Annotated in this window: 22 protein-coding genes and 2 pseudogenes; 5 read left to right on the top strand and 19 right to left on the bottom strand. The window is 71.6% G+C overall.

Annotation, left to right across the window (positions count from 1 at the left end; genetic code table 11):
• Positions 1-30: 30 nt before the first annotated feature.
• From ACZ6RC_RS16525 to ACZ6RC_RS16490, 8 genes are all read right to left on the bottom strand, one after another.
• Complete coding sequence (locus tag ACZ6RC_RS16525; RefSeq protein ID WP_469583410.1) at positions 31-1,605, bottom strand: phytoene desaturase family protein; 1,575 nt, start codon at positions 1,603-1,605, stop codon at positions 31-33.
• A gap of 198 nt (positions 1,606-1,803) precedes the next feature.
• The gene (locus tag ACZ6RC_RS16520) at positions 1,804-2,619 is read right to left on the bottom strand and encodes an ABC transporter ATP-binding protein (protein WP_453619924.1); all 816 of its coding nucleotides are present in this window, start codon (positions 2,617-2,619) and stop codon (positions 1,804-1,806) included.
• Positions 2,616-3,614: an ABC transporter ATP-binding protein gene (locus ACZ6RC_RS16515; RefSeq protein WP_469583406.1), complete on the bottom strand. Its 999-nt coding sequence runs from the start codon at positions 3,612-3,614 to the stop codon at positions 2,616-2,618. The genes ACZ6RC_RS16520 and ACZ6RC_RS16515 overlap by 4 nt, the downstream gene beginning before the upstream one ends.
• The gene (locus ACZ6RC_RS16510) at positions 3,611-4,531 is read right to left on the bottom strand and encodes an ABC transporter permease (protein ID WP_391137882.1); all 921 of its coding nucleotides are present in this window, start codon (positions 4,529-4,531) and stop codon (positions 3,611-3,613) included. Before ACZ6RC_RS16510 ends, ACZ6RC_RS16515 begins: the two co-directional genes overlap by 4 nt.
• Positions 4,516-5,436 (bottom strand): ABC transporter permease, encoded by a 921-nt coding sequence (locus ACZ6RC_RS16505; RefSeq protein ID WP_391137885.1) that lies wholly within the window; start codon positions 5,434-5,436, stop codon positions 4,516-4,518. The genes ACZ6RC_RS16510 and ACZ6RC_RS16505 overlap by 16 nt, the downstream gene beginning before the upstream one ends.
• Entirely contained in the window at positions 5,433-7,109 is a 1,677-nt protein-coding gene (locus ACZ6RC_RS16500) for an ABC transporter substrate-binding protein (RefSeq protein ID WP_469583401.1), read from the bottom strand. The genes ACZ6RC_RS16505 and ACZ6RC_RS16500 overlap by 4 nt, the downstream gene beginning before the upstream one ends.
• 85 nt (positions 7,110-7,194) lie before the next feature.
• Positions 7,195-8,706 carry an aldehyde dehydrogenase family protein gene (locus ACZ6RC_RS16495; protein ID WP_469583398.1) on the bottom strand — a complete coding sequence of 504 codons (1,512 nt, stop codon included), beginning with the start codon at positions 8,704-8,706 and terminating at the stop codon, positions 7,195-7,197.
• 309 nt (positions 8,707-9,015) lie between these two features.
• The gene (locus ACZ6RC_RS16490) at positions 9,016-9,822 is read right to left on the bottom strand and encodes an alpha/beta fold hydrolase (RefSeq protein ID WP_469583395.1); all 807 of its coding nucleotides are present in this window, start codon (positions 9,820-9,822) and stop codon (positions 9,016-9,018) included.
• Positions 9,823-10,643: 821 nt separating this feature from the next.
• Between ACZ6RC_RS16490 and ACZ6RC_RS16485 the strand changes: the two are divergent.
• From ACZ6RC_RS16485 to ACZ6RC_RS16470, 4 genes and pseudogenes are all read left to right on the top strand, one after another.
• Positions 10,644-11,399, top strand: a pseudogene (locus ACZ6RC_RS16485) (IS5 family transposase); the annotation flags it as partial.
• A gap of 443 nt (positions 11,400-11,842) precedes the next feature.
• Entirely contained in the window at positions 11,843-12,226 is a 384-nt protein-coding gene (locus tag ACZ6RC_RS16480; RefSeq protein WP_469584406.1) for a hypothetical protein, read from the top strand.
• A gap of 26 nt (positions 12,227-12,252) precedes the next feature.
• A pseudogene (locus ACZ6RC_RS16475) lies at positions 12,253-12,368 on the top strand (IS5/IS1182 family transposase); the annotation flags it as partial.
• 281 nt (positions 12,369-12,649) lie between these two features.
• A complete protein-coding gene (locus ACZ6RC_RS16470; RefSeq protein WP_469583392.1) occupies positions 12,650-13,423 on the top strand; it encodes an ankyrin repeat domain-containing protein in 774 nt (257 codons plus the stop codon).
• 685 nt (positions 13,424-14,108) lie between these two features.
• On the opposite strand, the gene ACZ6RC_RS16465 is transcribed toward ACZ6RC_RS16470, so the two are convergent.
• Genes ACZ6RC_RS16465 through ACZ6RC_RS16435 form a run of 7 tightly spaced genes read right to left on the bottom strand, consistent with a single transcriptional unit; the run spans position 14,109 to position 18,946 of the window.
• Positions 14,109-14,747 carry a contact-dependent growth inhibition system immunity protein gene (locus ACZ6RC_RS16465; RefSeq protein ID WP_469583388.1) on the bottom strand — a complete coding sequence of 213 codons (639 nt, stop codon included), beginning with the start codon at positions 14,745-14,747 and terminating at the stop codon, positions 14,109-14,111.
• A gap of 9 nt (positions 14,748-14,756) precedes the next feature.
• Complete coding sequence (locus ACZ6RC_RS16460) at positions 14,757-15,116, bottom strand: RNase A-like domain-containing protein (RefSeq protein WP_391137900.1); 360 nt, start codon at positions 15,114-15,116, stop codon at positions 14,757-14,759.
• Between the two features lies 1 nt (position 15,117).
• Positions 15,118-15,420 carry a WXG100 family type VII secretion target gene (locus ACZ6RC_RS16455; RefSeq protein WP_469583384.1) on the bottom strand — a complete coding sequence of 101 codons (303 nt, stop codon included), beginning with the start codon at positions 15,418-15,420 and terminating at the stop codon, positions 15,118-15,120.
• A gap of 36 nt (positions 15,421-15,456) precedes the next feature.
• Complete coding sequence (locus ACZ6RC_RS16450) at positions 15,457-15,864, bottom strand: WXG100 family type VII secretion target (RefSeq protein WP_391137906.1); 408 nt, start codon at positions 15,862-15,864, stop codon at positions 15,457-15,459.
• A 30-nt stretch (positions 15,865-15,894) separates the two neighbouring features.
• Positions 15,895-16,554, bottom strand: coding sequence for a hypothetical protein (locus tag ACZ6RC_RS16445; protein WP_469583380.1), 660 nt, complete (start codon positions 16,552-16,554; stop codon positions 15,895-15,897).
• Positions 16,555-16,569: 15 nt separating this feature from the next.
• Positions 16,570-17,223, bottom strand: coding sequence for a hypothetical protein (locus ACZ6RC_RS16440; protein WP_469583376.1), 654 nt, complete (start codon positions 17,221-17,223; stop codon positions 16,570-16,572).
• Between the two features lie 10 nt (positions 17,224-17,233).
• Positions 17,234-18,946, bottom strand: a complete 1,713-nt coding sequence (locus ACZ6RC_RS16435; RefSeq protein WP_469583373.1) for an RNase A-like domain-containing protein — start codon at positions 18,944-18,946, stop codon at positions 17,234-17,236.
• A gap of 629 nt (positions 18,947-19,575) precedes the next feature.
• Here ACZ6RC_RS16435 and ACZ6RC_RS16430 point away from each other — a divergent pair.
• The gene (locus ACZ6RC_RS16430; RefSeq protein ID WP_391137918.1) at positions 19,576-20,946 is read left to right on the top strand and encodes an MFS transporter; all 1,371 of its coding nucleotides are present in this window, start codon (positions 19,576-19,578) and stop codon (positions 20,944-20,946) included.
• Between the two features lie 90 nt (positions 20,947-21,036).
• On the opposite strand, the gene ACZ6RC_RS16425 is transcribed toward ACZ6RC_RS16430, so the two are convergent.
• Genes ACZ6RC_RS16425 through lnt form a run of 4 tightly spaced genes read right to left on the bottom strand, consistent with a single transcriptional unit; the run spans position 21,037 to position 26,054 of the window.
• Positions 21,037-22,926, bottom strand: a complete 1,890-nt coding sequence (locus ACZ6RC_RS16425; protein WP_469583369.1) for a helix-turn-helix domain-containing protein — start codon at positions 22,924-22,926, stop codon at positions 21,037-21,039.
• Between the two features lie 53 nt (positions 22,927-22,979).
• The gene (locus tag ACZ6RC_RS16420) at positions 22,980-23,867 is read right to left on the bottom strand and encodes a 3-hydroxybutyrate dehydrogenase (RefSeq protein ID WP_469583367.1); all 888 of its coding nucleotides are present in this window, start codon (positions 23,865-23,867) and stop codon (positions 22,980-22,982) included.
• A gap of 55 nt (positions 23,868-23,922) precedes the next feature.
• A complete protein-coding gene (locus ACZ6RC_RS16415; protein WP_391137926.1) occupies positions 23,923-24,405 on the bottom strand; it encodes an NUDIX hydrolase in 483 nt (160 codons plus the stop codon).
• 23 nt (positions 24,406-24,428) lie between these two features.
• A complete protein-coding gene (gene lnt, locus ACZ6RC_RS16410) occupies positions 24,429-26,054 on the bottom strand; it encodes an apolipoprotein N-acyltransferase (protein ID WP_469583361.1) in 1,626 nt (541 codons plus the stop codon).
• Between the last annotated feature and the right edge of the window lie 156 nt (positions 26,055-26,210).

Raw genomic sequence — 26,210 nt, 5'->3', positions numbered from 1 at the left:
GGGCGCCACGGGGGCGCCCCGGGAGCGGAGTCACTGCTCCAGTACGGCCATGGCGGCGTTGTGACCCGGGATGCCGCTGACGCCTCCGCCGCGCACCGCGCCCGCACCGCAGAGCAGCACGTTCTCATGGGCGGTCTCCACGCCCCAGCGGCCGGTGGTTCGCGACTCGTCCAGGAAGGGGAAGGCCAGGGACCGGTGGAAGATGTTGCCGCGGGGCAGCCGCAGCTCGTTCTCCAGGTCGATCGGGGTCTTGGCCTCGATGCAGGGGCGGCCGTCCTCGTCCATGGCGAGGCACTCGGTGACCGGCTCGTCGAGCACGGAGTCCAATTCGGCGAGAGCCGCCTTGAGCAGGGTCTCCCGCTTGCCAGCGTTGTCTTCGTCGAACAGACGGGCCGGCACGTGGAGTCCGAACATCGTCAGCGTCTGGTAGCCGCGCGCGACGAGTTCGGGCGAGAGGATCGTCGGGTCGGTGAGCGAGTGGCAGTAGATCTCGGAGGGGGGCGCCGAGGGCAGCACGCCCGAGGCGGCCTGCCGGTAGGCGGTGTCCAGCTGCGCGTACCCCTCGGAGATGTGGAACGTGCCGGAGAACGCCTCGCGGGGGTCGACGGAGGTGTCCTTGAGCCGGGGCAGGCGGCGCAGCAGCATGTTGACCTTCAGCTGGGCGCCCTCGGCGCGCTCGGCCGGCGGTTCGTCGCCGACGAGGGCGGCGAGCGCCTCGGGCGAGGCGTTCACCAGGACCTTGCGGGCGGCGACGCTGCCCTCCCCGGCCGCCGTGCGGTAGGCGACCTCGGTATACGGGGCACCGGGGGCGATGCTCAGCGCCTCGTGTCCGGTGACGATCTCGGCGCCGGCCTCGCGGGCGGCGCCCCCGAGGGCGTCGGTGAAGGCGCCCATGCCGCCGATCGGGACGTCCCAGTCACCGGTGCCGCCACCGATGATGTGGTACAGGAAGCAGATGTTCTGGGCGAGGGACGCGTCGTGGGCGTCGGTGAACGTGCCGATGAGACCGTCGGTGAGGACGACCCCGCGGACCAGGTCGTCCCGGAAGCGCTCCTCCAGGGCCACGCCCAGCGGCTGCTCGAAGAGCATGTTCCAGGTGGCGTCGTCACCGATCCGGGCGCGCAGCGCCTCGCGGGTGGGCAGCGGCTCGGTGAGCGTCGGGAAGACCTTGCGGGCGACGTCGCCGGTCGTGGCGTAGAACGCGCGCCAGGCCTCGTACTCGGTGTCGGAGCCGGTGAGGGCCCGGAACGAGGCGCGGGTGCGCTCCTCGCCGCCGCCGACGAACAGCCCGGTGGCCCGGCCGTCGCGGACGGTGGGCGTGTAGGAGGAGACCGACCGCTTGCGGACCGCGAACCGCAGGCCGAGGTCGTCGACGATCTTCGACGGCAGCAGGGAGACGAGGTAGGAGTAGCGCGACAGCCGCGCGTCCACTCCGGCGAAAGCCCGCGTCGAGACGGCGGCGCCGCCCGTGACGTCGAGGCGTTCGAGGACGAGGACGGAGCGCCCGGCCCGGGCCAGATAGGCGGCGGCGACGAGGCCGTTGTGGCCGCCACCGACGATGACGACGTCGTAGACGTCCTTGGAGATTCCGGCGTGTGCAGTCATGACTCTTGGTAGCACTCTCCCGTCTTGCATCGCAAGGGTTCTATGGTGATTTACTGACTGACTAACCAGTCAAGAACTAGCCCCTGGATCATCTAGGGCTGGCTATCATTTGAGCAGCTCAAATGCCTCCGCATCGCAGATACGAGGCGCCATGCAGGGCTCGAATCTTCTCCACGCGCCGCACTCGATCTGACTGATTCAGCAGTCAACGTCGAGCCGCTTCCCGATGCGCCGGCGGCGGGGCGAGTCGGCCGGTACCGCGCCCAGCAGCCGCTGGGTGTACGCATGCCCGGGGCTGTCGGTGATCTCCTCGGCGGTACCCCGCTCCACGACCCGGCCGCGCAGCAGGACGTCGACCTCGTCGCTGATCCTGCGGACCACGTCGAGGTCGTGCGTGATGAACAGGTAGGACAGCCCCCGCCGCCGCTGGAGGTCTAGCAACAGGTTCAGGATCTGCGCCTGGACGGAGACGTCCAGCGCGGAGGTGGGCTCGTCGCAGATGACCAGTTCGGGATCGGTGGCCAGAGCACGGGCGATGCAGACGCGCTGCCGTTGGCCGCCCGAGAAGCGGTGCGGCCACGCGTCGGGCGGAACCCCCTCCATCCCCACGGCGTCGAGCAGTTCACGCACCCGGGCGTCTCGGTCCGCCCGGTGGAGGCCGTGGGCCCGCAGCGGTTCGGCCACGGCCTCGCCGATGGTCATGCGCGGGTCGATCGACTCGTAGGGGTCCTGGAAGACCATGCCCACACTGCGGCGGAAGGCCTTGCGGGCGCGGCGCCCGCGCACCGGCTCGCCGCGGAAGCGGACGGTGCCGGCGTCGGCCCGCTCGAGGCCGACGACGATCCGCGCCAGGGTGGACTTCCCGGAGCCGGACTCCCCCACGATGCTGACCGTGCGGCCCGCCTCGATACGCAGATCGACCGCGTCGAGGGCGGTGAAACGGCCGTACCGCTTTGTGATGCCGGTCGCTTCCAGCAGGGGCGCTTCCGGGCCCGTCCTCGGCGCCGCGGTCATCGTCCGTCCTCCAGTCGGTGGCAGGCGGCCACGTGATCCGCGGCGAGCCCTTTGAGCCGGGGGACTTCGACCCCGCAACGGGCCTCGGCCTCGGGACATCGGGGGTGGAAGGGGCAGCCTTCCGGTACGCCTCCGGTGGGAGGGCTGCCGGCGATGGTCGTGTAGGGCTCCTTCGGGGCCGCGTCACGACCGCTGCGGAAGCACTCCAAGAGTGCCCGCGTGTAGGGGTGCCGCGCACCCTCGAAGAGACCGAGCACATCGGTGTGCTCCACGAGCCGCCCGCCGTAGAGCACGGCGACGTGGTCCGCGATCTCCGCCACCACCGATATGTCATGGGTGATCCAGACGACGGTGAGGCCGTACTCCCGCTGGAGCCGGCTCACCAGGCCGAGGATCTCCGCCTGCACCGTCACGTCCAGCGCGGTGGTCGGCTCGTCGGCGATGAGGAGCTGAGGGTGGAAGGCGAGCGCCATCGCGATGATGACGCGCTGGCGCATGCCGCCGGAGAGCGCGTGCGGGTACAGGCGGGCCACCCGCTCGGGGTCCGGGATGCCGACGTCGGCGAGGGCGCGCCGGGCGAGTTCGGCGGCTTCGGCGCGGGACGCGCCGCAACGGACCTGATGCACCTCGGCGATCTGGCGCCCCACCCGGACGACCGGGTTCAGCGCGGCGGAGGCGTCCTGGGCCAGGTAGGCGGCGGTCCGGCCGCGGGCCTCGCGCAGGGCCCGGCCGCCCAGCGCGGTCAGGTCGACGTCGCCGACCCGCACCGAGCCAGCGGTGATCCGGGCCCCGGCGGGGAGGAGCCGGCCGGTGGCCAGGGCGAGCGTCGACTTGCCGGATCCCGACTCTCCGACCAGGGCGGTGGTGGTGCCCGCCGGTACGTGCAAGGACACGTCCCGGAGGGCGGTGTGGTCGCCGTAGGCGACGCTGAGGCCGTCGATGCCGACGTCGCTGCCGAGGCGGCACGCGGGGGTCTGTGCGGGAGGGGCGGTCATGGCGTCTCCGAGGCGGCACGGGGGTCGATGGCGGTCCTGACGAGGTCCACCAGCAGGTTCGCCGTCACGACGAGGGTCGAGGCGACGATGACCGTGCCGGTGAGGAGCGGGCGGTCGAGTTCGGCGAACGCGGTGGTCTGGAGCTGGCCGATGCCCGGCCAGCCGAAGATCGTCTCGACGAAGACGACACCGGAGAGGAACACCGCCACGTCCATGCCGAGCAGGGTGACCACCGGTGAGGCCGTGTTGCGCACGACGTGGCGCAGGACGATCCTGCGGCGGCTGAGCCCCTTGGAGACGGCGGTGCGCACATAGGCCGAGGCGAGGGCCTCCCGTGTGCTGTCGCGCACGACGTTGGCGTAGTAGGGGGCGCCCAGGACGCCGAGGGTCAGGGCCGGCAGCACGAGCTGGGCGGGCCCGGCGCCCCCGTCGATGGGGAAGAGCGGCCAGTGGTATCCGAAGAGGAGCAGCAGCAGGAAGCCCAGGGAGAACACCGGCATCGACAGCAGGCCGACGTTGACGGTGGCCAGGAGCCAGCTGCGCCGGGGCCGCAAGGCCTCCCACAGGCCCCACAGTCCGCCGATGACGACCTCGACGACGACGGCCGCGGCAGCGAGGAGGGTGGTGGCGGGGAGGCGTTCGAGGACGAGGGAGAGGACGGGTCGGTCGGTGGCGTACGAGGTGCCCAGGTCGCCCCTGGCCACCGAGCCCAGGTAGTGGCCGAGCTGCGACCACAGCGGGTCGTCGAGGTGCAGCCGGGCACGGATCTCCGCGAGGACCTCCGGCCCTGCCTTGGGCCCGGCGATGCTGCGGGCGGGGTCGCCCGGGACGACGTACTGGAGGACGAAGGTGAGCAGGACCACCGCCAGGACGGTGAACAGGCCCAGGAGGATGCGTATGCCTATGCGTCGAGCCATGAGCGGCGCTCCGAGAGGGGATTGCGGCGGTTGAGCCCTTCGGCGATCAGGACGAAGGCGAGGACGGTCGCGATGACCAGGACCAGGGGGACGAACAGGGTGTGCGGGGCGTAGGTCATGCTCGCGGAGCCGTCCGCCAGCATGTTGCCGATCTCCGGGGTGGGCGGCTGGATGCCCGCCCCGAGGTAGGAGAGTCCGGCGCCGACGATGACGACGGCCGCCCCGTTGAGCGCCGCGACGTTGAGCAGGGCGGTGGACAGGTGGGGCAGGACGTGGCGGCGCAGCGTGGCGGGGCGGCTGACGCCGTGGGCCAGGGCCGCCTCCACGTACCCGCGGCCGCGCAGCCGTGTCGTCTCGCCGTGGACCAGGCGGGCGGTCCAGGCCCAGTAGAGCGCGGTGACGACGATGATGATGCCGGTGGTGCCGCGGCCGACGATGCTCGCCAGCGCGAGCCCGGAGAGCACGGTGGGCACGGACAGGAAGACGTCGACCACGCGCATCAGGCACTGCTCGACCCAGCCGCGGTAGAAGCCGGCGACGAGCCCGACCGCGGCGCCCAGGCCGACGGAGGTGAGGTTGGCGACCAGGGCGATGGTCAGGGTGGCGCGCAGTCCGTGGAGGGAGCGGGCGAGCATGTCCCGGCCGATCGCGTCGGTCCCCAACGGGTGACCGGGTGTGCCCACCCCGCTGGGCAGACCCGCCGCGGTGAGACTGTCGGTGTGGAGGGTGTAGGGCGACCCGGCGAGCGGGGCGAGGAGGGCGAGAAGGGCGAGGGCGCCGAAGAGGGAGAGCCCGGCGAGCCAGAGCGGCCGTCCCCCCTTGCGGGCCGGGCCGCTCGGGGCGTCCGGCCGGCCGGGGAGCGGGGCGGGCGCGGAGGCCGGGCCGATGGCGACGGGTGCGGTCATCGTCCCACCCACAGCCGGTCGTAGTAGGTGCCGGTCTCTCCGCGCATCCGGTAGTTGCGCAGGTGCGGGGCGCGGGCGGCGAGGAAGTTCATGCTGCCGACGTAGACCCCCGCGGCGTCGCGGACGAGCTCCTCCTCGACCTCGGCGAGCAGCGCGTTGGCCTCCTCCGGGGTGCGGCCCTTGCGCGCCCGGGCGGTGAGCTCGTCCACCCGTGCGTTGGCGTAGCCGGTGTAGTTGTAGGCGGCGGAAGAGGTGAAGTTGGAACTCACGAGTTCCAGGGCGCTGTTGAGCGTGAGGTAGAGGTGGGTGCCGTAGAGGTCGCCCTCTCCCCGCGCGGTGGCGTCCTCGAAGGCGGACTGGCTCATGCCGTTCAGTTCGATCTCCACTCCCACCGCGTCGAGCTGTTGCTGGAGGACCTGTCCGAGCAGGGGCCAGGGGTCCTGGGTGCCGTGCAGGAACTCCAGGCGGAGTCTGCGTATCCCCGCCCGGTCCAGGAGTTCGCGCGCGCGGCCGGGGTCATGGCCGTAGGGTTGCGCGGTCCGCCGGTAGCGGTCGAGGGCCTTCGGGAACGGACTGCCCCAGGGGTCGGAGAGCCCGAAGTTCAGGCGCATCAACTGCTCCCGGTCGACGGCCCAGTTCAGGGCCTGTCGGACGCGGGGGTCCTTGAGCTCCCGGCGCTTGTGGTTGACGGAGAGCCACTGGGTGCCGCGGACCGGGATCTGCTGTACGTACTTCTCCCGTACGGCGGGGTCGGCGGTGAAGCGGGCCGCCTGGCTGGCGACCAGGCCTTCGCCGAGGACGTCGACCCGGCCGCCGGAGAGCTGCAGGGTCTGGAGGGGGTAGTCGATGCCCCACCGGTACTCCACCCGGTCGAGGAGCGGTGTGCCGCGCCAGAAGTATCCGTCGAAGGGCTCGAACACGGCCCGCTTCGCCTTGCTGTCGTAGCGGGTGATGCGCATCGGCCCGGTGCCGACGGGGGTGCGGCCGAAACCCGTGCCGAGCCGTCGGATCTCCTCGGCGGGCAGGGCCGCGGTGTACGGCATGCAGAGCAGTGCGGGGAAGAGGACGTCGGGCTCGGCGAGTCGGATCTGCAGGGTGTGCGGGTCTCGGGCCCGCAGCCCGGTGACGGTGCGGGCCTTGCGTTCGGACACCGCCTGGGCGCCTTCGATGCCGAGGAGGTAGCTCGCGGCCCAGGACTCCAGGGCGGGGTCGAGCAGTCGGGTCCAGGTGTAGACGTAGTCCTGGGCGGTCACCGGGCGCCCGTTGTGGAAGCGGACGTCGGGCCGCAGGCGGATGGTGTAGGAGCGGCCGTCGCCGGAGACCTCCGGTGGCGCGGCCGCCGCGTTCGGGGCGGGGCCGCCGGACTGTCCGGCGTACTGGTAGAGCGGGGCGTACAGGAGGGTCGAGATCGCCTCCCAGCTGTGCAGGTCCCAGCCGACCGCCGGGTCGTAGGACTGCGCCTCGTCGGACCAGGCGGTGATCACCCGACCGCCCCGGCGGGACCCGGCCGGGTCCCCCGGTCCGGGGGCCCACGCCGGCACGTCGGCCGGTGGTCCGGGGCGCGCGGGCGGTGGGTCGCCCGCGCAGCCGGTGAGCAGGAGGGCCGCGGTTCCGACGGCGCCGGCGGCGAGGACCTGCCGCCGGTCCGGTCCGGGATGGTGTGGTCCGGTCATGGGTGTCCTCTCAGGGTGGCCCCGTACGGGGTGACCGGTGGGCGGGAAGGGGTTCGGCGGGGAGGGACTCGCCCGGCGTGCGCCGTCACCACTGGATGGTCTTGAGCTCGGTGTACTCGTGGAGCCCGTGCACGCCCAGCTCGCGGCCGACGCCGGACTGCTTGTAGCCGCCGGTCGGTGCGAGAACGCTGAACTGCCCGTCGTTCACGGTGACCAGTCCGGTGCGCATCCGCCGGGCGAAGTCCTCGGCCCGTCGTGCGTCGGCGCACCACACCGCTCCGGCCAGTCCGTAGACCGAGTCGTTGGCGATGCGGACGGCCTCGGCCTCGTCGCGGTACGGAAGCAGGCAGACCACGGGGCCGAAGATCTCCTCCCGGGCGACGGTCATGTCGGGGGTGACGTCGGCGAAGACCGTGGGCAGGACCCAGTGCCCGGCCTCCAGTCCTTCGGGGACGCGGTCCGCGGCCGCCTTTCCTCCGGCGACGAGACGGGCGCCCTCCGCGATGCCGGTGTCGATGTACGCGAGCACGTCGGCGTACTGCCGGGAGGTGGCGACGGGGCCGAGGTGGTCGCCGGGGAGTGCCGGGTCGCCGAGGGTCAGGCGGGCGGCCTCCTGCGCGGCCAGGGAGACGGTCTCGGCGTACAGCCTCTCGGGGACGAGGACGCGCGTGCAGGCGGTGCAGGTCTGGCCCGCGTTGGCGAAGGCGTCGGCGAGGGCGGTGCGGACCGCGGCGGGCAGGTCCGCGACCGTCGGCCCGTCGGGGTCGTCGGCGAGGATCACCCGGGCGGACTTGCCGCCCAGTTCGAGTCCGACGCGTTTGACCGTGGCCGCCGCGTCGGCCGCGACCGTCCGGCCGGCCTCCGTGGAGCCGGTGAACGAGACCGCGTCCACGTCGGGGTGGGTCGTCAGCGCCTTGCCGACGACCGCGCCGGAGCCTGTGACGACGTTGAAGACACCGCCCGGCACGCCTGCCTCGGTGCAGGCGGCCTCGAAGACCTCGGCGAGCCGGTAGGCGTTGAGGGGTGCGTCGCTGCTGGGCTTGAGGACGAGGGTGCATCCGGCGGCGAGCGCCGCGGCGGCCTTGGCCGCGATGAGGTAGAGCGGATAGTTCCAGGGGGTGATGGCCGCGACGACTCCCACGGGTTCGCGGACGATCTGGGAGCTGCCGATCCGTTCCTCCCAGGCGAGCCCGTCCAGGAGCTCGGCGTACGAGGCGAAGACGTCGGCGGCGAGTCGTGTCTGCACCAGGCGGGCGCTGTCGACGGGTGCGCCCATCTCGGCGCTGATCAGCGCCGCGAACTGGTCCTCGTCCTTCCTGATGCCCTCCGCGACGGCGGTCAGCAGCCGCTGCCGGGTGCCGGTGCCGGAGGCGGACCAGGCCGGGAACGCCTGCCGGGCGGCGGCGACCGCCGCGTCCACGTCCTCGGCCGTACCGTCGGGTACGCAGCCCACCGAGTCGCGGCCGGCGGGGTCGCGGACCAGCACACAGGGCCCGTCGAGGCCTGCGGCGGGGACGTGCCAGGCGCCGCCGATCCAGAAGTGCCGGCGCTCCTCATGGGCGCGTGCACTGGTGGCGTGGATGACCGGATGACCCATGGTCGTGCTCCTCACGGACGCCTGGGGTTCGGTGGAGGCCGCACCCCGGAGCCGAAAGACGAGGGGGTGTCTGGCTGGTTCCGAACGTAGGCCTCTACTGATTCGCGAGTCAATAGAGGGTGCGCGAAATACTGACGCGCGGATCAGCTTCCGGTTGACTGAGAACGCCCGACAGGGCGGACGCGAGACTGCGGCCCTCGTCCGCGGAACGGAGGGGCGGTCGGATCGCTCCGGGACGCGTGCTCGGGGTGCGGAAGGGCTCGGCGGAGCCATGGGAAGCCGATGACGAGACGTCGGGCAGCCGGAGAGTCAGTTTGAGCTGTGGTCCACGAGGAGGTGAGATCGCACCAGGTCGATGAACTCCTCGGAAGCCTCCACATTGACCAGGTGTCCTTTCCCTGGCAGGACGTGAAGGACGGCAGAGGATACGGAACGAACGAGGGCCTCAGCGTCCTCCACGGTGGCGAGCCGGTCCTCGCCGCCGGCGATCACGAGGGTGGGAGCCGTCATGGCGGGCAGGCCGCTGGTGGCGTCGAACGCCCGCTGGGCCAGGTAGAGCTTGCGCCAGTCATCGAGAGACTGCTCTTCGGGCTCGTCATCGGGGTAGTGCAGGAAAACGTCGTTGGCAGGGTCGGCGAGGAAGTCTGCCGAGAACAGCCATGGGCAGATGAGGTCAAACATCTGCTTGGGCGTGGCTCCGCCTTCGTACACGTCCAGGACCGCGTCGAGGAACATCCGGGACTGCCGGTTCATGACCGCGAAGGTGGATGCGAGGACAAGCCGCCGGAGCATGGCCGGATGTCTGAGAGCGAACGCCTGGGCGACCAGACCCCCCATCGAGAAACCCAGCACGTGGGCGGAGACAAGCTGCTGGTCCGCGAGGACGGCGGCGACATCGTCGGCGAGGTCGTCCATGGTGTGACCGTCCCGCGCAGCGGGTGTCCGGCCGGATCCACGCAGGTCGATCGCCACTACCCGGAATCGGTCCGCCAGAGCGGTCCGCTCCACCTCCCAGAACGAGACGTCACCACCCAACCCGTGGAGGAGCACCAGCGGCTCCCCCTCTCCTTCTACGGTCCAATGGACCGGCCCGGACGATGTCTGCGTGAACGGCATCGGCGCTACTCCTGCTTCGCGTGTGGTGTCGATCCGAAGCAGTCATTCTCCGTGGGGATCGCGGCAGGAGGCCCAGGGATCACCCCTAGTCTTCTCAGGCGGGAATCGGTTTCGCATGGGTGCCTCATCGCTGGTCCGGGTGGGTCGCGACTGACGCACAGTAACCACACACGACTGAGCATGGCCGTGCCGGACGTCCGGTCGCGCATGTCGCGGCCAGGTGAGTCCGAGCCCCGGTCACCGGCGGGTCCGACATCGGAAGGGCGGAATACGCGGGTCTGGTCGACCCGTCGGACACCACTCCGCACTGGGCGCCGACGCCGGAGTCTGCACCGAACCGCTAGCCGAGGCCGGATCGTGAAACTGTTTCCTCCACCGCGCACGGCTGACTCTGCCCGATCGCCCGCCCGGCACCGTGGGGTGCCGTTGCGCACATGACCGGCGCCCTAGCGTCGTCGGCCTGTGCGGGCAGCATGCGCATTTACCCAGGCTGCCCGGAAGAAGAACATGATGCCCCCGAGCCCGAAGAGTGCCCCCAGGGCCGAGCAGGCCATGACGAGACCGCTTCCAGCGCCCAGGACTCGTGGTACAGCGTTGAACAGTACGAGAAGCCAGAAACCGATCAGGGCCAGGGCAACGCACCGCAGGGCCGCTATCCGGCACAACCAGTCAGGGGCACGTCCCGTCAGGATGAGCAGTGGCAGCGGCAGCAGCACCAGTGTGCTGACGGCCAGTCCTGCAGCATGGAAAAGCGAGTTTCCGTTCATGATCCCTCTGTGGTGTGAGGATCAGACTAAAGGATGGTTAGGTGCGACCAGCCCCGCGCGTGCTCGCCTTGGCGGGACCTGCCGGACGAGCTGGGCCCCTTCAGACCGCTCACAAGGAACTGATCAGGTGGGCCGTGGAGGTGACCTGGGAACGGATCCTGGCTTCACTCCTGGCAGCAGCCGACGACGCTGGTGACATCGGCTGGACCGTGGCGGTGGACTCCACCCTCTGCCGCGCCCACCCGCACGCCGCCGGCGCCAGGAAAAGGGCGCGCCGGGCCGTGCTGAACCTGATGACCATGCGCTCGGACGGTCCCGCGGCGGCCTGAGCACGAAAGTGCACCTCGCCAGCGACAGCCGTGCACGGCCTCTGGTCCTCCGCGTCACCGGAGGCCGGGCGGGTGACGCGCCAGCCTTCGGGACCGTCATGGCAGGCATCCGTGTTCCGCGTGGCGGTCCTGGCAGACCGAGGACTGGGCCGGAGGCAGTCCTGGCGGACCGCGCGTACTCCTCCCGCGCGATCCGCGGGCATCTCCGCGCGGGATCCGCGCTGTCATTCCACAGCCGCCCGACCAGGTCGGCCACCGTCTCCGGCAAGGACGTGCCGGCGGGCGCCCGTCCACTTTCGACGCCGAGGCGCACAATCAGCGCAACGCGGTCGAACGATGCATCAACCGGCTCAAGCAGTGGCGCGGCCCGGCCATGCGAACGGACAAGCTCGCCATCGTCTACCAGGCCGCACTCCACTTCGCAGCGATCCTGATCCGGACGCGACCACCGAACGCCGAGGACGACCGCTTGCCAGGGTAGGTCTGACTCAGGGTACCGACGTGGCGTCAGTTGCCTTCACCTGCAAACCGAACACCTTCCGGACCTCTTCGCGACGAACAGATGCCGATATGCCGTCACCTCGCGCTCAGGGATGCCACAGAGCGTCGCCCTATCCGCCAGGGCGTGCTCCAGCGCAGGGTCACCTGTCTCCCAGCATGCGGTGAAGCCCGTCGGGGCAAGCCCGAACGTGAATCTGAGGGATCGGAGACGGTGACCAAGCTGCGGCATGGCCACCACCCTCGCACGTGGCCCGATCACCGTGAAGTCAATGAGACAGGCTCTAGGCGTCAGCGACGGGAGGGCGTTCCCCGCGTGCGTGGGGAACAGACGCCGACCAGCAGCCGTCCCACCGCGAACATGGAGCACGGGACGAGCGCTGGCTGGGTGAAGCCGCCCCCAAGGCCCGTGCTCGTGGCCGCGCGATGAGCACTCCTGTCCTCGACGAAGCCACCGCGCTCTCCTGGTACGCCTTCATTCGCGAGCGCCTGGAAGAGGAGAGGCAGGCCGCCGTCAAGCTGCGGGATGAACCCTCCATGGCCGCGTACCGCACGCAGCGCCGCACCGTGATGCGAGAGTACGGCGCACTCCTTGAAGCCCTTGGCCGCGGGCACATCGCTGCGGCGGAGGACCGCCTCCGGGGGCTGCGGAACCGGGCGTCGAAGTGGAAGTCGCACCCGGAGTACCCGGTGCCGGTCTCCGACGGCTCGATGCCCTGCCCAGCGCCCGCCCCCGGGACGCGGCACCCGTGCACGAAGCGGAACCCGAAGGAGCGGATCACGGCAGAGGGCCCCGGCAAGGTCTCGTAAGCCGAGGAGGCACCGGACCTGCCAGCGCCCGTCAGCACGCGGCCGGCGCATGGCAGAGGGAGCCACGCGTCCCACAAGCAGGACAACACCCCAGCACCGCCGCCCCGATGAAGGACTCGTACGGTCCCGGGGCGGTCCGACCCGCTTTCGGGGGCGGACGGCGGACTGCGCGATTGTCAGACCCGTGTGCGAGCGTGTCCCACACGAGGAAGCCGTGCGGCGGGTGTCGGAGGGGGATCGATGACAGCGATGGACGACGGCTGGACGGGCATGGGCTGGGACTGGACGGATCACGACGACATTCGTCGGCGCCTCGACGAGGGTGCTGATCCGGAGCGCTGAAACTGGGGCCGGCCGCTGCACCGTGCAGCGTCGTTCGGTTCCTCGGAGGTCGTCGCGGAGCTGGCCGGTCGGGTGGCGGACGTGGGCGCACTGGAGGACGGAGTGACGGCTCTCTGGGAGGCCGTGGTCTCCCGGAAGCCCGAGAACGCGCGGGCCCTCGCCGCAGCCGGAGCAGATCCCTGGCGGCCTTCGCTCGGTGGCTGGTCACCGGGACGGCTGAGCCTGGCGGGACCGACACCGGGCCTGTTCCCGGTACCGGACGGGGTGGGCCTGACCGACGGGGAGCGGGCGGCGGCGCAGGAGGCCGCACGGCTCGTCGCGGCCCTGGGCGACTTCTACTACGACGGCACGGGACTGGCCTGCGTGGCCGGGATCGACGCGGCCGAAGCTGTGCGCCGCCTGGAGGCGACACCGGTGGAGGACGAGGTCATGGACGAGTTGCTCGAAGCCCCCCACGAGTACGACATGGACGAGAGCCTCCGGTTCGTCGGCGTGACGTCCGTACCGGGCGGCTGCGTCGTGACGCAGCCCTGGGGGTACGCGCCGTCGATGCCGGGCGTGATGTCCCGGCTCTCCGCCGGCACCGTCTGCTACGGCCTGTACGCCAACCCCAAGAGCGGCAACCAGGGGTGCATCGCCCGGCACGGGAACATCGACGGCTCGGACCTGCACCCGGGTGGCGGACCGAACGAGAACGACACCCCCGAGGAGGTGTTGAGCTCCTACCTCTACCAGTACCGGGCCGTGGCCTACTGCTGCGCCTTCGCGGGACTGCGCCCGACCGACGCGCGCACCGTCGTCGGCCCTCCCGACGTGTGGGTCGAGCTGCCGGACCGCGATCACTGGAGTCACTGACCCGAGCGGGGCGCAGCACGGGACGCGGCGCGGATTGCTCCGACCGCAGGACCAGGTCGGGCCGCGCCGGAGAAACGGCCGGCTCGTTGGTCGAGCGTCCGGATACTCGACCAACGCCCCGGCTCGGCAAGCCTTTTCACCGCACTGCTCCCCCCAAGAACGTGCCCGATCAGCACAACCCGGACAGCCCCTCTCCAGGTATTACACAGGCCTTCGGCGGGGTGGCAACGGCAGGCCATGGAGGCCAGCTGCACACGAGCGGGCCGAAATATGGTGTCCCACCACAGACGCTTGCGACTTCCCTTTGGTGTGGCGACACCGACACGTCCCCGTACCTGCTTGGAAGTGGTGCACATGGCCGCCGCAACACCCTCCCCGACGCCACCGAACCTCAAGCGGATTGTCGCCGCCAGGCTGATCGGCACCACCATCGAGTGGTACGACTTCTCACCAGGGCCGCGGACGCGGCCCTGTGCTGGACGCCGCCGTGCTCCATCGAGCCGATGCCGGGCCGGGCCGGTGAGACCCGCCCTCACACCGGCGTCGTCACCGCCGGGCGTCCGGCGTTGTGTCTGGTGCCCCGTCCCGCCCTGAAAACTGCTGCGCTGACTGCACAGGACGAGGAGACGTCTGCACGGTGCTGGACCGGCCGGTCCGGCTCGGGGCGCCGTACGCCTCCGGCGGGTCAGCCGCGGAGGTGTACGGCGAGGGTGGCGAGCCAGGCGCCGGGGGTGAAGGGTGCCGGCGGTTCGACCTCCGCGCCGAGCGTCACCAGCGCGAGGGCCAGGCCGTCCTCGTCGAGGCCCAGGGCGAGGAGATCGTGCAACTCCCCCGTCAGCTGGGCGACGAGCCCCGTGTCGGTGCCCTCCAGGTAGTCGGCGAGCGCGGCCTGGTGGTCGCCGAACTCGTCCGGCAGGTCCTGCGTGAACCAGCCGCCGGCCAGTTGGGCCAGCTCGGGGAAGCGGGCCCGCCACTCCCACGGCGTCGTGGGCGCGGCGGGCGGTGGGGCCTGGCCGGTCGCCAGGCTCTCGTCGAGCCGGTCGGCGAGGCCCGTCAGCCAGTCCCGGATCTCCTCCGGCGGCAGCCCCACGTCGGGCAGCCGGTAGTACTCGCCGAGCCGCTGCCGCAGCCGCCCCGGCGGATTGGCGGCGTAGACGCGTAGCTGCTCGGCCGCGACGGCGATGGCCCAGGGCCGGGTGCGCCAGGTCTGCCGCAGATAGCCGGCCACCGCCTCGGGGGCGTGCGGACCAAGGCCCAGGTGGGCGCGGACGACCTGGTCGAGCTCGCCGTACTTGCGGTCGTGCTCGGCGGGGTTCAGGGACACACAGGCCTCTTACAGGTCGATGGGCAGCGAGGAGTGCACGGTGAAGGGGTACGCGCCGGGCTCGCCGGGCACGATCCTGCGGAGCACGACCCGGGCGGCGCGCACCGGGATCGGTTCCTGGCCGGCCAGCGCCATCCCGGTGGTGAGCAGCGTGCCCACCGGGTCGGGGCGGGTGGGCCAGGCGGCCTCGATCACGAGCCTCTGCCGGGTGGACTGGGCGAGCCAGCGGTGGATGACCTGCTCGTTCAGCGCGATCACCTGCTGGGTGGCCCATTGGGCGGTCACCCGGTCCGGGTACGTCGCGGCGCGGTCGGCGCGGGCCGGGACGGGCGACGCGGGGGGTATGGGAGGTGCGGGAGGCGTCGTCATGTCAGGCCCCGCCCCAGCCGCGCAGCGTGGCTCGCTGGGCGGCGGAGTAGTTGGCCTGCCCGGTGGTGACGACGGCGTGCAGCCACTTCTGCGCGGCCTGCAGGTCCTCCATCTGCCTGTCCCAGCGGTCGAGTTCGTCCACGAACACCTCGCGGGCCTCTCCCTCCCAGGCGAGGACGACCGGCACCGTACGGTCGTACAGCGCGCCCAGTCGCTCGTTGAGCTTCTTCACGATGTCCTCGAGGTCGCCTGCTATCTCGCGCAGCGCGACCACGTCGACGGATATCGAGCCGTCTTCGTTCACGTTTCCCCCTGCCTCACGTCTGTTTCAGGTACGCGTTCAGATGTGGTTGATCTTGCTGGTCGGCGCCGCTCCACCGGCCGGGCCCGCGCTCGATCCCTCGCCGGACAGTTCGCGTACCTCGGCGTCGATGTCGACCTTCCCCATCTCGGCCCGGAACCCCCGCAGGACGTCCAGCTCCTGGCGCGTGAACCCGTCCCGGCTCATCCGGACGGCGTTCGCAAGCACGCCCAGGATCTCCCGGACCCGCACGGCGTCGGCCCCGGCCTCGCGGTGCAGCTTCCGGTACTCCGTCGCCGCCTCACTGCGCCACCGCGCCTCGGCCCGGTCCACGAGCGCGTCCATCCGGCGCACCACCCCGTCGATGTGCGTCCGCATGGCGTCCAGGTCGTCGGCGAGACGCTTCAGGTCCTCGTCCGACACGGCGAGGGTCGGCTCGATGGGCATGGCGGGTGGCTCCTTCCAGGGTCGGGTGGGTCAGTGCTGCTCGGCGAAGTGGACGTGGACGGCGTCGAGGAGGAGGCGGACGCGTGCGTGGGTCACGTACGGCATGACGGTGGCGAAAGCCGCGTCCAACTCGGCTGGCGTGCGGAACAGGTACAGGATGCGCTGCAGTTCGCCGGCGAGGTTGCCGAGTCGCTCATGGCAGTCCTCCGGGTGCTCGCTGTTCAGGATCTCCTCCAGAGCCTCGTCCACGTCGTCGTACTCCCCCGAGAACATCAACGAGAGGAAGTGCTCTGTCTGCGCGAAGCGTCCGCGCGCCTCCCAGAAGGAGAGCGGCAATTCTGTCATGTCCGGGTAGGAGCGGAGCTGGCGTTCGCGGAGGAGCGCGGCCAGTGAACGCAGGAAGTCCGCCGGTGGATCGTCGCCGGCCGCGCGCGCCAGCCTCTGGCGATACACGGCGGGCCTTGCCTCGAACGCCTCCGTGCCGACCTCGTCGGCGAGGAGGTCGAGCAGCGAGGCCAACGCCACCAGTGGCATCACGTCGGAGATCGCGCTGGAGTCTTGCAGGAACCGGGACAGCCGCTGGAGTTCGTCCTCCAGCGGCGCGGCCCCCGCATCACGCGAGGAGGCAGCGACGTCCAGCAGGAGCCCCACCGCGCCCTGGGTGAGGAACTCTTCGTGTCTTGTGGTCACATGGCGCATGCTGTGTCAGTGCTGCTCGGCGAAGTGGACGTGGACGGCGTCGAGGAGGAGGCGGACGCGTGCGTGGGTCACGTGAGGTTTGACGGTGGCGAAGGCGGAGTCCAGTTCGGCAGGCGTACGGAACATGTACAGGAGGCGCTGCAACTCCCCGGCAAGGTCGGCGAGCTCCTGACAGTCCGGATGTTCGCTGGTCAGGATCTCCTCCAAGGCCTCGTCCACGCTGGCGTACTCCCCCGAGACCATGCTGCTGACGACGGCTGACGTCAGCGAGAATCGGTGACTCGCCTCCCAGTTGGACAGCGGCAGCTCCGTCAGGTTCGGGTGGAAGAGGAACTGGCGGTCACGGATGAGGGCGGCCAGCGAGTGCAGGAAGTCGGCAGGCGGATCGTCGCCGGCCGCCCGCGCCAGGACCTGGCGATACTCGGCGGGCCTCGTCTCGTACGCCTCGGTGCCGACCTCGTCGGCCAGGAGGTCGAGCAGGGATGCCAGCACCGCGGGCGGCATCGCCGCTGACGTCGCCCTGGAATCCAGCAGGTAGCGGGACAGGCGCTGGAGTTCGTCCTCCAGCGGTGCGGCACCCGGGTTGCGCGACGCGACGGCGATACGCAGGAGGAGCCCCACCGCGCCTTCAGTGAGGAATTCGTGGTGCTGCGTGTTCATGAGGCGCATGTTACGGCGGGGACGGGAAGGCGGTGCGGACATAGAAGGTCCCTGAATCCGGCGAGTAGGCGAGCACGAGCTTCACGCTGTGGACCTGGGTTGGCTGGGCGCTGAAGCCGTGGGAGGCGAAGTCGGACTTCGAGACGGAGGATCCCGTCACGACGGGTTTGCCGTTCGCGTCCGTGACGGTGAACTCATCCAGCGTCGGCGACGAGCCGGGTTTGAACGTACCGTTGGCCACCCGTTGCTTCTGCTTCTCCATCCATTGCTCGATCGTCCTGATGTTGTCGGAGTCGTTGAGTGCGGCCTGCACATGCTTCTGGGCGGCGGGCAGGTCCCGGAAGGCCGAGGCGGTGACGCCCTGGTCCCGTACGCGCATCCGTAGCTGGTCCGGGGTGAGGCCGACGTGCCGGTCGATCGTGTGGGCGTCCTTCCCCGGCCTCAGCGGGTCGTTCGGGGTGGCCTGGTAGGGGTTGGTCTCCCACTCCATCGAGGCGAGGTCGATGCCGAACCGGTTGTTCGGGTCTCGCGACTGCTCGTTGAGCGGGACGATCGAGCGGTCGAACTCGAAGAGCGAGCGCGCCCCGAACGCCTCCGCCAGTGCCGACTGCGACTGGAAGGTCGGTACCGCGCGCGAGGCCTCGCGCAGGGGTTCGAGCCGGGCCTTCACCTTCTGGGTCTGGGCCCGCAACTCGGTCTCGTAGGTGTCGACCGCCGCGTTGACGGCGTCCGTGTCGATGGCGACGAGCACCGCCGCGCCCAGGCCCTTCCACATCTTCTTGAGGCGCTCGAAGAGGTCCCCCACGCTCTTGATGTCGGCGACGTCGAGGATTGCCAAGGCGTCCTTGATGGCCTTGTACAGGATCTCGCGCAGCTCGGTACGGACCTTCTCCGCGGCCTCCGCGTACGAGCGGATGGCCTGGGCCAGGATCTGGGCCGTGGTGCTGAGGACGCCGAACACCGGGAGGCTCGTGCCCGCGCCCGTCTGCGGCTTGTGGGCCCACTCGTAGCCGGCCGTGTTCTTGCCCCAGGCCGTCGTGCCCCAGAGCGACGACACGAACTGAAGCATCGCCCCGTGCCAGTCGCCGTTGGCATTGTCCGTGATGGTGTCGATCGTGCCGCTGAGCTGTCCCTGGATGATGCCGATGCCCGTCTGGAACGGCAGCCAGGCTTGCGAGAGCTCGTTGACCCTGAGGTAGTTCGGGAGCGGCAGGATCTCCAGGGCCCGGCCGGCCCGCAGGGCCTCCTCGATCACGGTGCGCATCAGGGAACCGGGTATGTCGCCGTCGAAGACGTCGGCGAAGTCGTCGACGGGGTTGCCGTCGCGCACGCCGAAGGGTGGCGGGGCCGTGTAGGCCGGCGGGGCGGTGATGACCTGCGGCGGCGGCTGTGGTGCGAAGGGTGGGTTGAGCGGGTGGGTCGCCGCGTCCGCCTGCCGGAAGTTGTTGGCCGTGGTGGTGAAGCCGACCGCCGCACCGCCGACAGCGACGACGGCCTTACCGTGCACCTCCAGGAGGAGGGTGACGACCGCGGCGTACTGGGTGGCGAACTCGGCTGTGACGGCGCCGGATCCGCCGACCTTGGAGTAGCCGGCGTGGACGTCGAGGAACTGCACGAGCGCCTTGTGGAACGACTGCTGCTCGACGGCGAGGGCCGCCGACACCTGGTACAGGTGGAACGGCTGTACGTCGAAGCCGCCGGGTGCCGTCCACGGGTTGGTCACCGAGGGCGGGGGCGGCGGAGGCAGTTGGGGCGGCGGACCTGAGGTCGGCGGGGTCGGTGACGCGTTCGGGCTGGGTGACGGCGTCGGCTGGGGGCTCGACGTGTCCGACGGCTGACTCGGCGACGGCAGGTGCGTCGTGCCGGGCGTCGGTGTCGTACCGGGTATGGGTGTCGTGGTGGGTTGCGGGGTCGGGCTGGTGCTCGGTGACGCCGTGCCGGACGGGCTCGGGGTAGGCGTACTCACCGGCGCGTTCCGCCCGTTCCGCACGCCGCGCTCACCACACCTGGGTACGCGTACGCACCCCTGCCCCGTCCTTGCACCATGAGTCCCCCGACTCCGTCTGACTAGGACCGAAGCTAACATCACGGATCGTCAAACTGCATGAACAAGAGCATGGTTGATCGAAAAGTGGCGCGCCTCACCCGCCCCCGCGCCCGCGCCCGCGCCCGCGCAGAACGTGCCGCCCTCGCCCCACAGAACGGCGGCGGGCCCCCGAACCGCCCACATGGCGGCCCCACGCACCCCAGCCGCCAGAACTATGGTGTCCCACCACATACGACGGTGACCAGCGTGTTTCTACGGTGTGGCGACACGCAAACGTCCCCGTCATCCGCCAGGAAGTGGTGCCGATGTCCTCCCCCGCGACCGCTCCACCCGCCGAGTCGAATCTCAAGCGCATCGTCGCCGCGAGTCTCATCGGCACCACCATCGAGTGGTACGACTTCTTCCTCTACGGCTCAGCCGCCGCGCTCGTCTTCAACAAGCTGTTCTTCCCCGACTCCGATCCGTTGGTCGGAACACTGCTGTCGTTCCTCACGTACGCGGTCGGGTTCGCCGCCCGGCCGCTGGGCGCGCTCGTCTTCGGGCACTACGGGGACCGGCTCGGGCGCAAGAAGCTGCTGGTGCTGAGCCTGTTGCTGATGGGCGGGGCGACCTTCGCCATCGGGCTGCTGCCGACGCACGCCACCGTCGGTTCCGCCGCGCCGCTGCTGCTCACCGCGCTGCGGCTGGTGCAGGGCTTCGCGCTCGGCGGGGAGTGGGGCGGGGCAGTCCTGCTGGTGTCGGAGCACGGGGACGCCAAGCGGCGCGGGTTCTGGGCCTCCTGGCCGCAGACTGGGGCGCCGGCAGGGCAGCTGCTGGCGACGGGCGTACTGTCGGCGCTGACCGCGCTGCTCTCCGACGCGGCGTTCCTGTCGTGGGGCTGGCGCATACCGTTCCTGCTCTCCGGTGTGCTGGTCATCGTCGGCCTGTGGATCCGCCTGTCGGTGGACGAGTCACCCGTGTTCAAGGCCGCTCTCGCCGCCGCCGAGGAGCGGAAGGCGGCGGCCGGGCAGGTGGAGAAGATGCCGCTGGTCGCCGTCCTGAAGCACCACTGGCGCGATGTGCTCGTCGCCATGGGCGCCCGCATGGCGGAGAACATCAGCTACTACGTCATCACCGCGTTCATCCTCGTCTACGCCACGACCTCGGTGGGTCTCAGCAAGCAGACCGCGCTGAACGCCGTCCTGATCGCCTCCGCCGTCCACTTCGCCGTCATCCCCCTCTGGGGCGCGCTCTCCGACCGGATCGGCCGCAAGCCCGTGTATCTGATCGGCGCGGTCGGCGTCGGCGCCTGGATGTTCCCGTTCTTCGCCCTCATCGACACCAAGAGCTTCGGCAGCCTGCTGCTCGCCGTCACCGTCGGACTGGTCCTGCACGGGGCGATGTACGCGCCGCAGGCCGCGTTCTTCTCCGAGATGTTCGCGACCCGGATGCGCTACTCCGGCGCCTCCATCGGCGCGCAGTTCTCCTCGGTCGCCGCCGGGGCCCCGGCGCCCCTGATCGCCACCGCGCTGCTCGCCGACTACGGCTCCTCCACGCCGATCGCGCTGTACGTCATCGCCGCCGCACTGCTCACGATCGTCGCCCTCGCCTGCGCCCGCGAGACCCGCAACCTCGACCTCTCCGACATGACCGAGGACACCACCCCCGCCGTGGTCCCGGTCCGGGCGGACGCCTGAGCCCTTCCTCACCCCGGCGAAGGCGCCGGTTCCCCACGGGGAGCCGGCGCCTTCGCCGTCAACGCCTCACCGTCCGCCCCGCCGAGGCCCTCAGCGGGCGACCGCCGGCGCCATGGCGTGCAGGCGCAGGGCCAGTTGGATCTCCAGGGCGCGGGCCGGTGACTGCCAGTCGGGGCCGAGGAGGCGTCCGATCCGTTCGATGCGCTGGGCAACGGTGTTCACGTGGACGTGGAGGTCGTCCTTCGTCCGCGCGGGGCTCATGCCGCTCGCGAAGTACGCGTCCATGGTCCGCACCAGGTCCGTGCCACGCCGCGCGTCGTACGCCACGACCTCGCCGATCGTGCGGTCGACGAAGCCCTCGATGTCCCGGCCGTCGGCGAGGAGCAGACCGAGGAAGCCCAGGTCCTCGGCGGCCGCACCCTCTCCGGAGCGGTGCAGCAGGCGCAGCGCGTCCAGGCAGCGGCGGGCCTCCCCGTAGGCGATGGCGACCTGGCCGGGGCGGGCGAGCGACGCTTCGACGGGGGCGGAGGCGCCGACGGTGACCGGTTCGCGCACGGCGCCGCCGAGGTGCTTGGCGGTCTGCCGGGCCAGTTCGGCGGCGCTCTCGCCACGGCCGAGGGGAAGCAGCAGCACCGTCCCGCCGTCGCGCGCGGAGGCGAGGCCGTGCCGGGTGGCGGCCAGGTGCGAGGCGGCCGACCAGAGCCGCTGGCGGTCGGCGCTCTCCCGTACCCCGCTCTCCCCTTCGCTCCCCGCCCCGCCCCGGTCGATGCGGGCGGCGAGCACCACATGGGGCGCGTCGATGTCGGTACGGAGGCGGACGGCGCGCTCGCGCAGCAGGCGGCGGTCCCGGTCGGGGGCGTCGAGGAGGTCGTCGAGCAGTTCGCCGCGCACCCGCTGTTCCGCCTCGCCGGCCGAGCGGCGGGCCAGCAGGAGTAGGGAGGTGACCAGGGCGGCCCGCTCCAGGGTGCGCTGGTCGACGGGGTCGAGGTCGGGCTGGCCGCTCAGGACGAGGGCGCCGAAAGTCTCGCCGCCGGCCGAGACCGCGGCCACCCAGTGGTCCCCGTCCCGGATCGCGTGGCCGTCGGCGACCGGTGCGGTGGTCCCCGCGCCCTCGACGAACGCGACCGTGCCGCCGAGGACTTCGGAGACGGCGCTCGCGACGTCCGGGACGCCGCCGCCGCGCAGGACGAGTTCGGTGAGCCGGTCGTGGACCTCCGAGGCCCGTTCGATGACGCCGCTGTGCTCGCGGATGATGTCGTTGGCCCGCTCCAGCTCGGCGAGGGCGGAGCGGGTCTCCGCGAGGAGGTTGGCCGTGTCGATGGCGACGGCGGCGTGCGCGGCGAGGGAGCCGAGGAGGGCGACCTGTTCCCGCTCGAAGACGCGGGCGCGGCGATCGGCGGCGTAGAGCACCCCGATGACCTGGCTGCCCAGCGTCAGGGGCACGCCGAGGATGGCGACGAGCCCTTCGTCGCCCACGGCGGAGTCGATGGTGGCGGTGTGCTGGAAGCGGGGGTCGTCGAAGTAGCTCTCGGTGACGTATGGCCGGGCGGTCTGGGCGACGAGACCGCCGAGCCCCTCCCCCATGCCGAGCCGGACCTGCTGGAAACGCGCCGAGACCGAACCCTCGGTGACGCGCATGTACGTGTCGCCGGCGACGGGGTCGTTGAGGCTGAGGTAGGCGACCTCGGTGCCGAGGAGGGAGCGGGCGCGCTGGACGATGGCGCGGAGCACCGCGTCGAGGTCGCGCAGTCCGGCGAGGTCGTGGGCGGTCTCGAAGAGGGCGGAGAGCTCCGCCTCGCGGCGGCGCCGCCCCTCCAGCTCGGCCCGCACCCGCAGGGCGAGCCGCTTGGCCCGTTCGAGCCCGGCCAGCGCCTCGGGGCCGGCGCCGCTCGCGCGGGCGAGCAGCACGGGCCGGTCGTATGCCTCCGTCGCGGCCCCTCGGGCGAGGAGTTCCAGGTAGGAGACCTGTTCTTGGGACATGGACACAGGGATACCTGCCGTACGGGTGATCGCACCAGCCCTGTGGACGACGCTCAGTGCGCGGTCCAGCCCCCGTCGAGGGTCAGGGAGGTGCCGGTGATGAAGGACGCCTGCGGGGTGCAGAGGTAGAGCACCGCCTCGGCGACCTCGTCGGGTTCGATGAGCCGCTTCAGCGCCGAGTCCTTGAGGAGGACGTCGGCCAGGACCCGCTCCGGGGGGATGGCGTGGGCGGCCGCCTGGTCGGCGATCTGCCGCTCGACCAGTGGTGTCCGCACATAGCCGGGGTTGACGCAGTTGGAGGTGACCCCGTGGGCGGCGCCTTCGAGCGCGGCGGTCTTGGAGAGTCCTTCGAGACCGTGTTTGGCGGCCACATAGGCGGACTTGTAGGCGGAGGCGCGCAGGCCGTGGACGGAGGAGACGTTGACGATCCGGCCCCAGCCCTGGGCGTACATGTGCGGCAGGGCGCCCCTGATCAGCCGGAAGGGGGCCTCCAGCATGACCGTGAGCACGGTGTGGAAGACGTCGGGCGGGAACTCCTCGATGGGGCGGACCAGTTGCAGTCCGGCGTTGTTCACGAGGATGTCGGCGCCCGCGGCGGCGGCCTCCGCGGCGTCCAGGTCGGTAAGGTCCAGGAGCTGCGGCTCCACCGTGCCGGGGAGGCCGGTGGCCTGGTCGGCGAGGGCCGCGAGCCCGTCGCCGGCCCGGTCGACGGCGCGGACGCGAGCTCCGGCGGCGGCGAGCCGGAGCGCGCAGGCGCGTCCGATGCCCCCGGCCGCGCCGGTGACGAGCGCGCTGCGACCGGTGAGGTCGAGCGCGACGGAGGCGAGGGCGGGAGCCGGGGCCGGGGCGGGGGCCGGCGCTTCGGCGGAAGTCCCCGCCGGGCGGGGCGGGACGAGGGGTGCCGGGGCCGGTGCGGGACCTGAGGTGGAGGGGGCGCTCATGCTCCGCACCTTATGAAGCGCCCCACCCGCGACCGATGTGCGCTGCACCCATACTTCAGTGTTGTGGCGTGGTGTCGAACCATGTGGGTCCGTCGGAGAGCGCCTGCTCGATCCGGAAGCGCGCGAACCGCTTCAGCTCCGGGAGCCGGTCCACCTCGAACCAGCCGACCTCCGTGGACTCCTCGTCGTTCACCCGCGCCTCGCCGCCGACGGCCCGGCAGCGGAAGGAGATGTCCATGAACTGGCACTGGTCGCCGTTGGCGTAGACGACGGGCTTGCGCAGGGTCTCGACGAGCACGACCCGCTCGACCTCGCAGCGCACGGCGGTCTCCTCGTACACCTCGCGCACGGCGCAGTCGGCGGGCTGCTCGCCGGGCTCGACGATGCCGCCGATGATCGACCACAGGCCGTTGTCGGCGCGCCGGCCGAGCAGCACGCGACCCCGGTCGTCGAAGACGACGACGCTCACGCCCGGCAGGAACAGCAGCTGGTGGCCGGCGGTGGCCCGCAGCTCGCGGATGAAGTCAGGAGTACCCATGCCCCGACCCTAGACGCCGCCGATCAGGCGCCCTCGGACCGGGCCTCCCGGCGGGCGCGCAGGGAACGGAGCGCCGACCAGCCGAGTCCGGCGGCGGCGAGCGCGACCAGAAGCGCCTCGGGCAGGGTGCCCATGCGGGTGGCCGGGGTGAGCGAGGAGCGCAGCGGCACCTCATCGACCAGCACGTCGGGGGTGAACATCCGCGATTCCCGCACGATCTTCCCGTCCGGCATGATGATCGCGCTGACGCCGCTCGTGACCGGCACGACGACGGAGCGGCTGTGCTCGACGGCCCGGACCCGGGACATCGCCAGCTGCTGGTAGGTCATCTCGCTGCGGCCGAAGGTGGCGTTGTTGCTCGGTACGGTGATCAGCTGGGCGCCATGGGTGACGGTGTCCCGCACGGCCCAGTCGAAGGCCGCTTCGTAGCAAGTGGCGAGCCCTACGCGGGTCCCCGCGAGGTCGAAGACCCCGACTTTGTCGCCGGGGCCGAAGTCGCGGCTCACCCGGTCGACGTCGCTGTTGAAGAGGCGGACGAAGGGCCGCATCGGGATGTACTCGCCGAACGGCTGGACGTGCCGCTTGTCGTAGGTGGCGACGGGGCCCTTCTCCGGGTCCCACTCGATGAGGGTGTTGCGCAGCTTGCCGGTGTCGGGGGCGATGACCGCGCCGATCACGGTCGGGACCCCGATCGCGCCGACCGCCTCGTCGATGACGTCCCTGGCGTCGGGGTTGGCCAGCGGGTCGATGTCGGAGGAGTTCTCCGGCCACAGCACGAAGTCGGGCTGGGGCTTCCGGCCGGCCTTGACGTCCTCGGCCAGCTCCTTGGTCCGGTTGGCGTGGTTGTCGAGGACGGCACGCCGCTGGGAGTTGAAGTCGAGCCCGAGGCGCGGCACGTTGCCCTGGACGGCGGCGACGGTGGCGGTGCCGTCCTCGGCCGCGTCGTCGACCAGGGGCAGCGCGGCGACGGCGCCGGTGACCGGGACGAGGACGGCGAGGACGGCCGCGGTGAGGGAGCGGCGCGCGAAGGCGCCGGTCACCCGGCGGGCGCGGAGCTGCCGGAGGATCTCGTACAGCCCGAAGCCGCAGAGCGCGACGGCGAACCCGAGCACCGGGGTGCCGCCCACGGCGGCCAGGGGCAGGAAGACGCCGTCCGCCTGCCCGAAGGCGATCTTGCCCCAGGGGAAGCCGCCGAAGGGCACACGCGCGCGTGCCGCCTCGGCGAGGATCCACACCGCCGCGGCGAACACCGGCCAGGCGGGCAGTCGCGAGACGACCGCGATCCCCAGGCCCGCGGCGGCGACGAACAGCGCCTCCACCGCCGCGAGGGCGATCCAGGGCACGGGGCCGACCTCCTCACCCGTCCAGACGAGCAGGGGCAGCAGGAAGCCGAGCCCGGCGAGATAGCCGAGGCCGAAGCCGGCGCGCGGCCGGCGGCCGTGGAGGGCCCAGCCGAGGAGCGCGAAACCGGGCAGCGCGAGCCACCACAGCGGGCGGGGCGGGAAGCTCAGGAAGAGCATGATCCCGGACAGCGCGGCGGCGCCCGGCCGCAGGAGCCGCCGCCCGATGCGCCGGGGCCCGCCGTCGGCGGCCGGTTCGGGGTCCGGGGCGGGGCCGGAGGCGTCGACGGGGGAGATGGTGGTGCTCACACGCGGAGTCTACGGCGCGGCCCGCCGACCAGGGCGGGACGGGCGCGGGCGACGTCGGCGACGGAGTCCGACGCGGCAGCGCCCCCGTCTCGACGGAGGCTTCCCCTCCGGAGGCCGACCCGGGCCACTCCCCCTTCTTGACGGGGGCGTCCCGCC

It is taken from the genome of Streptomyces sp. NPDC048353, assembly GCF_055587165.1.
This window is presented reverse-complemented; position numbering and strand designations above follow the sequence as displayed.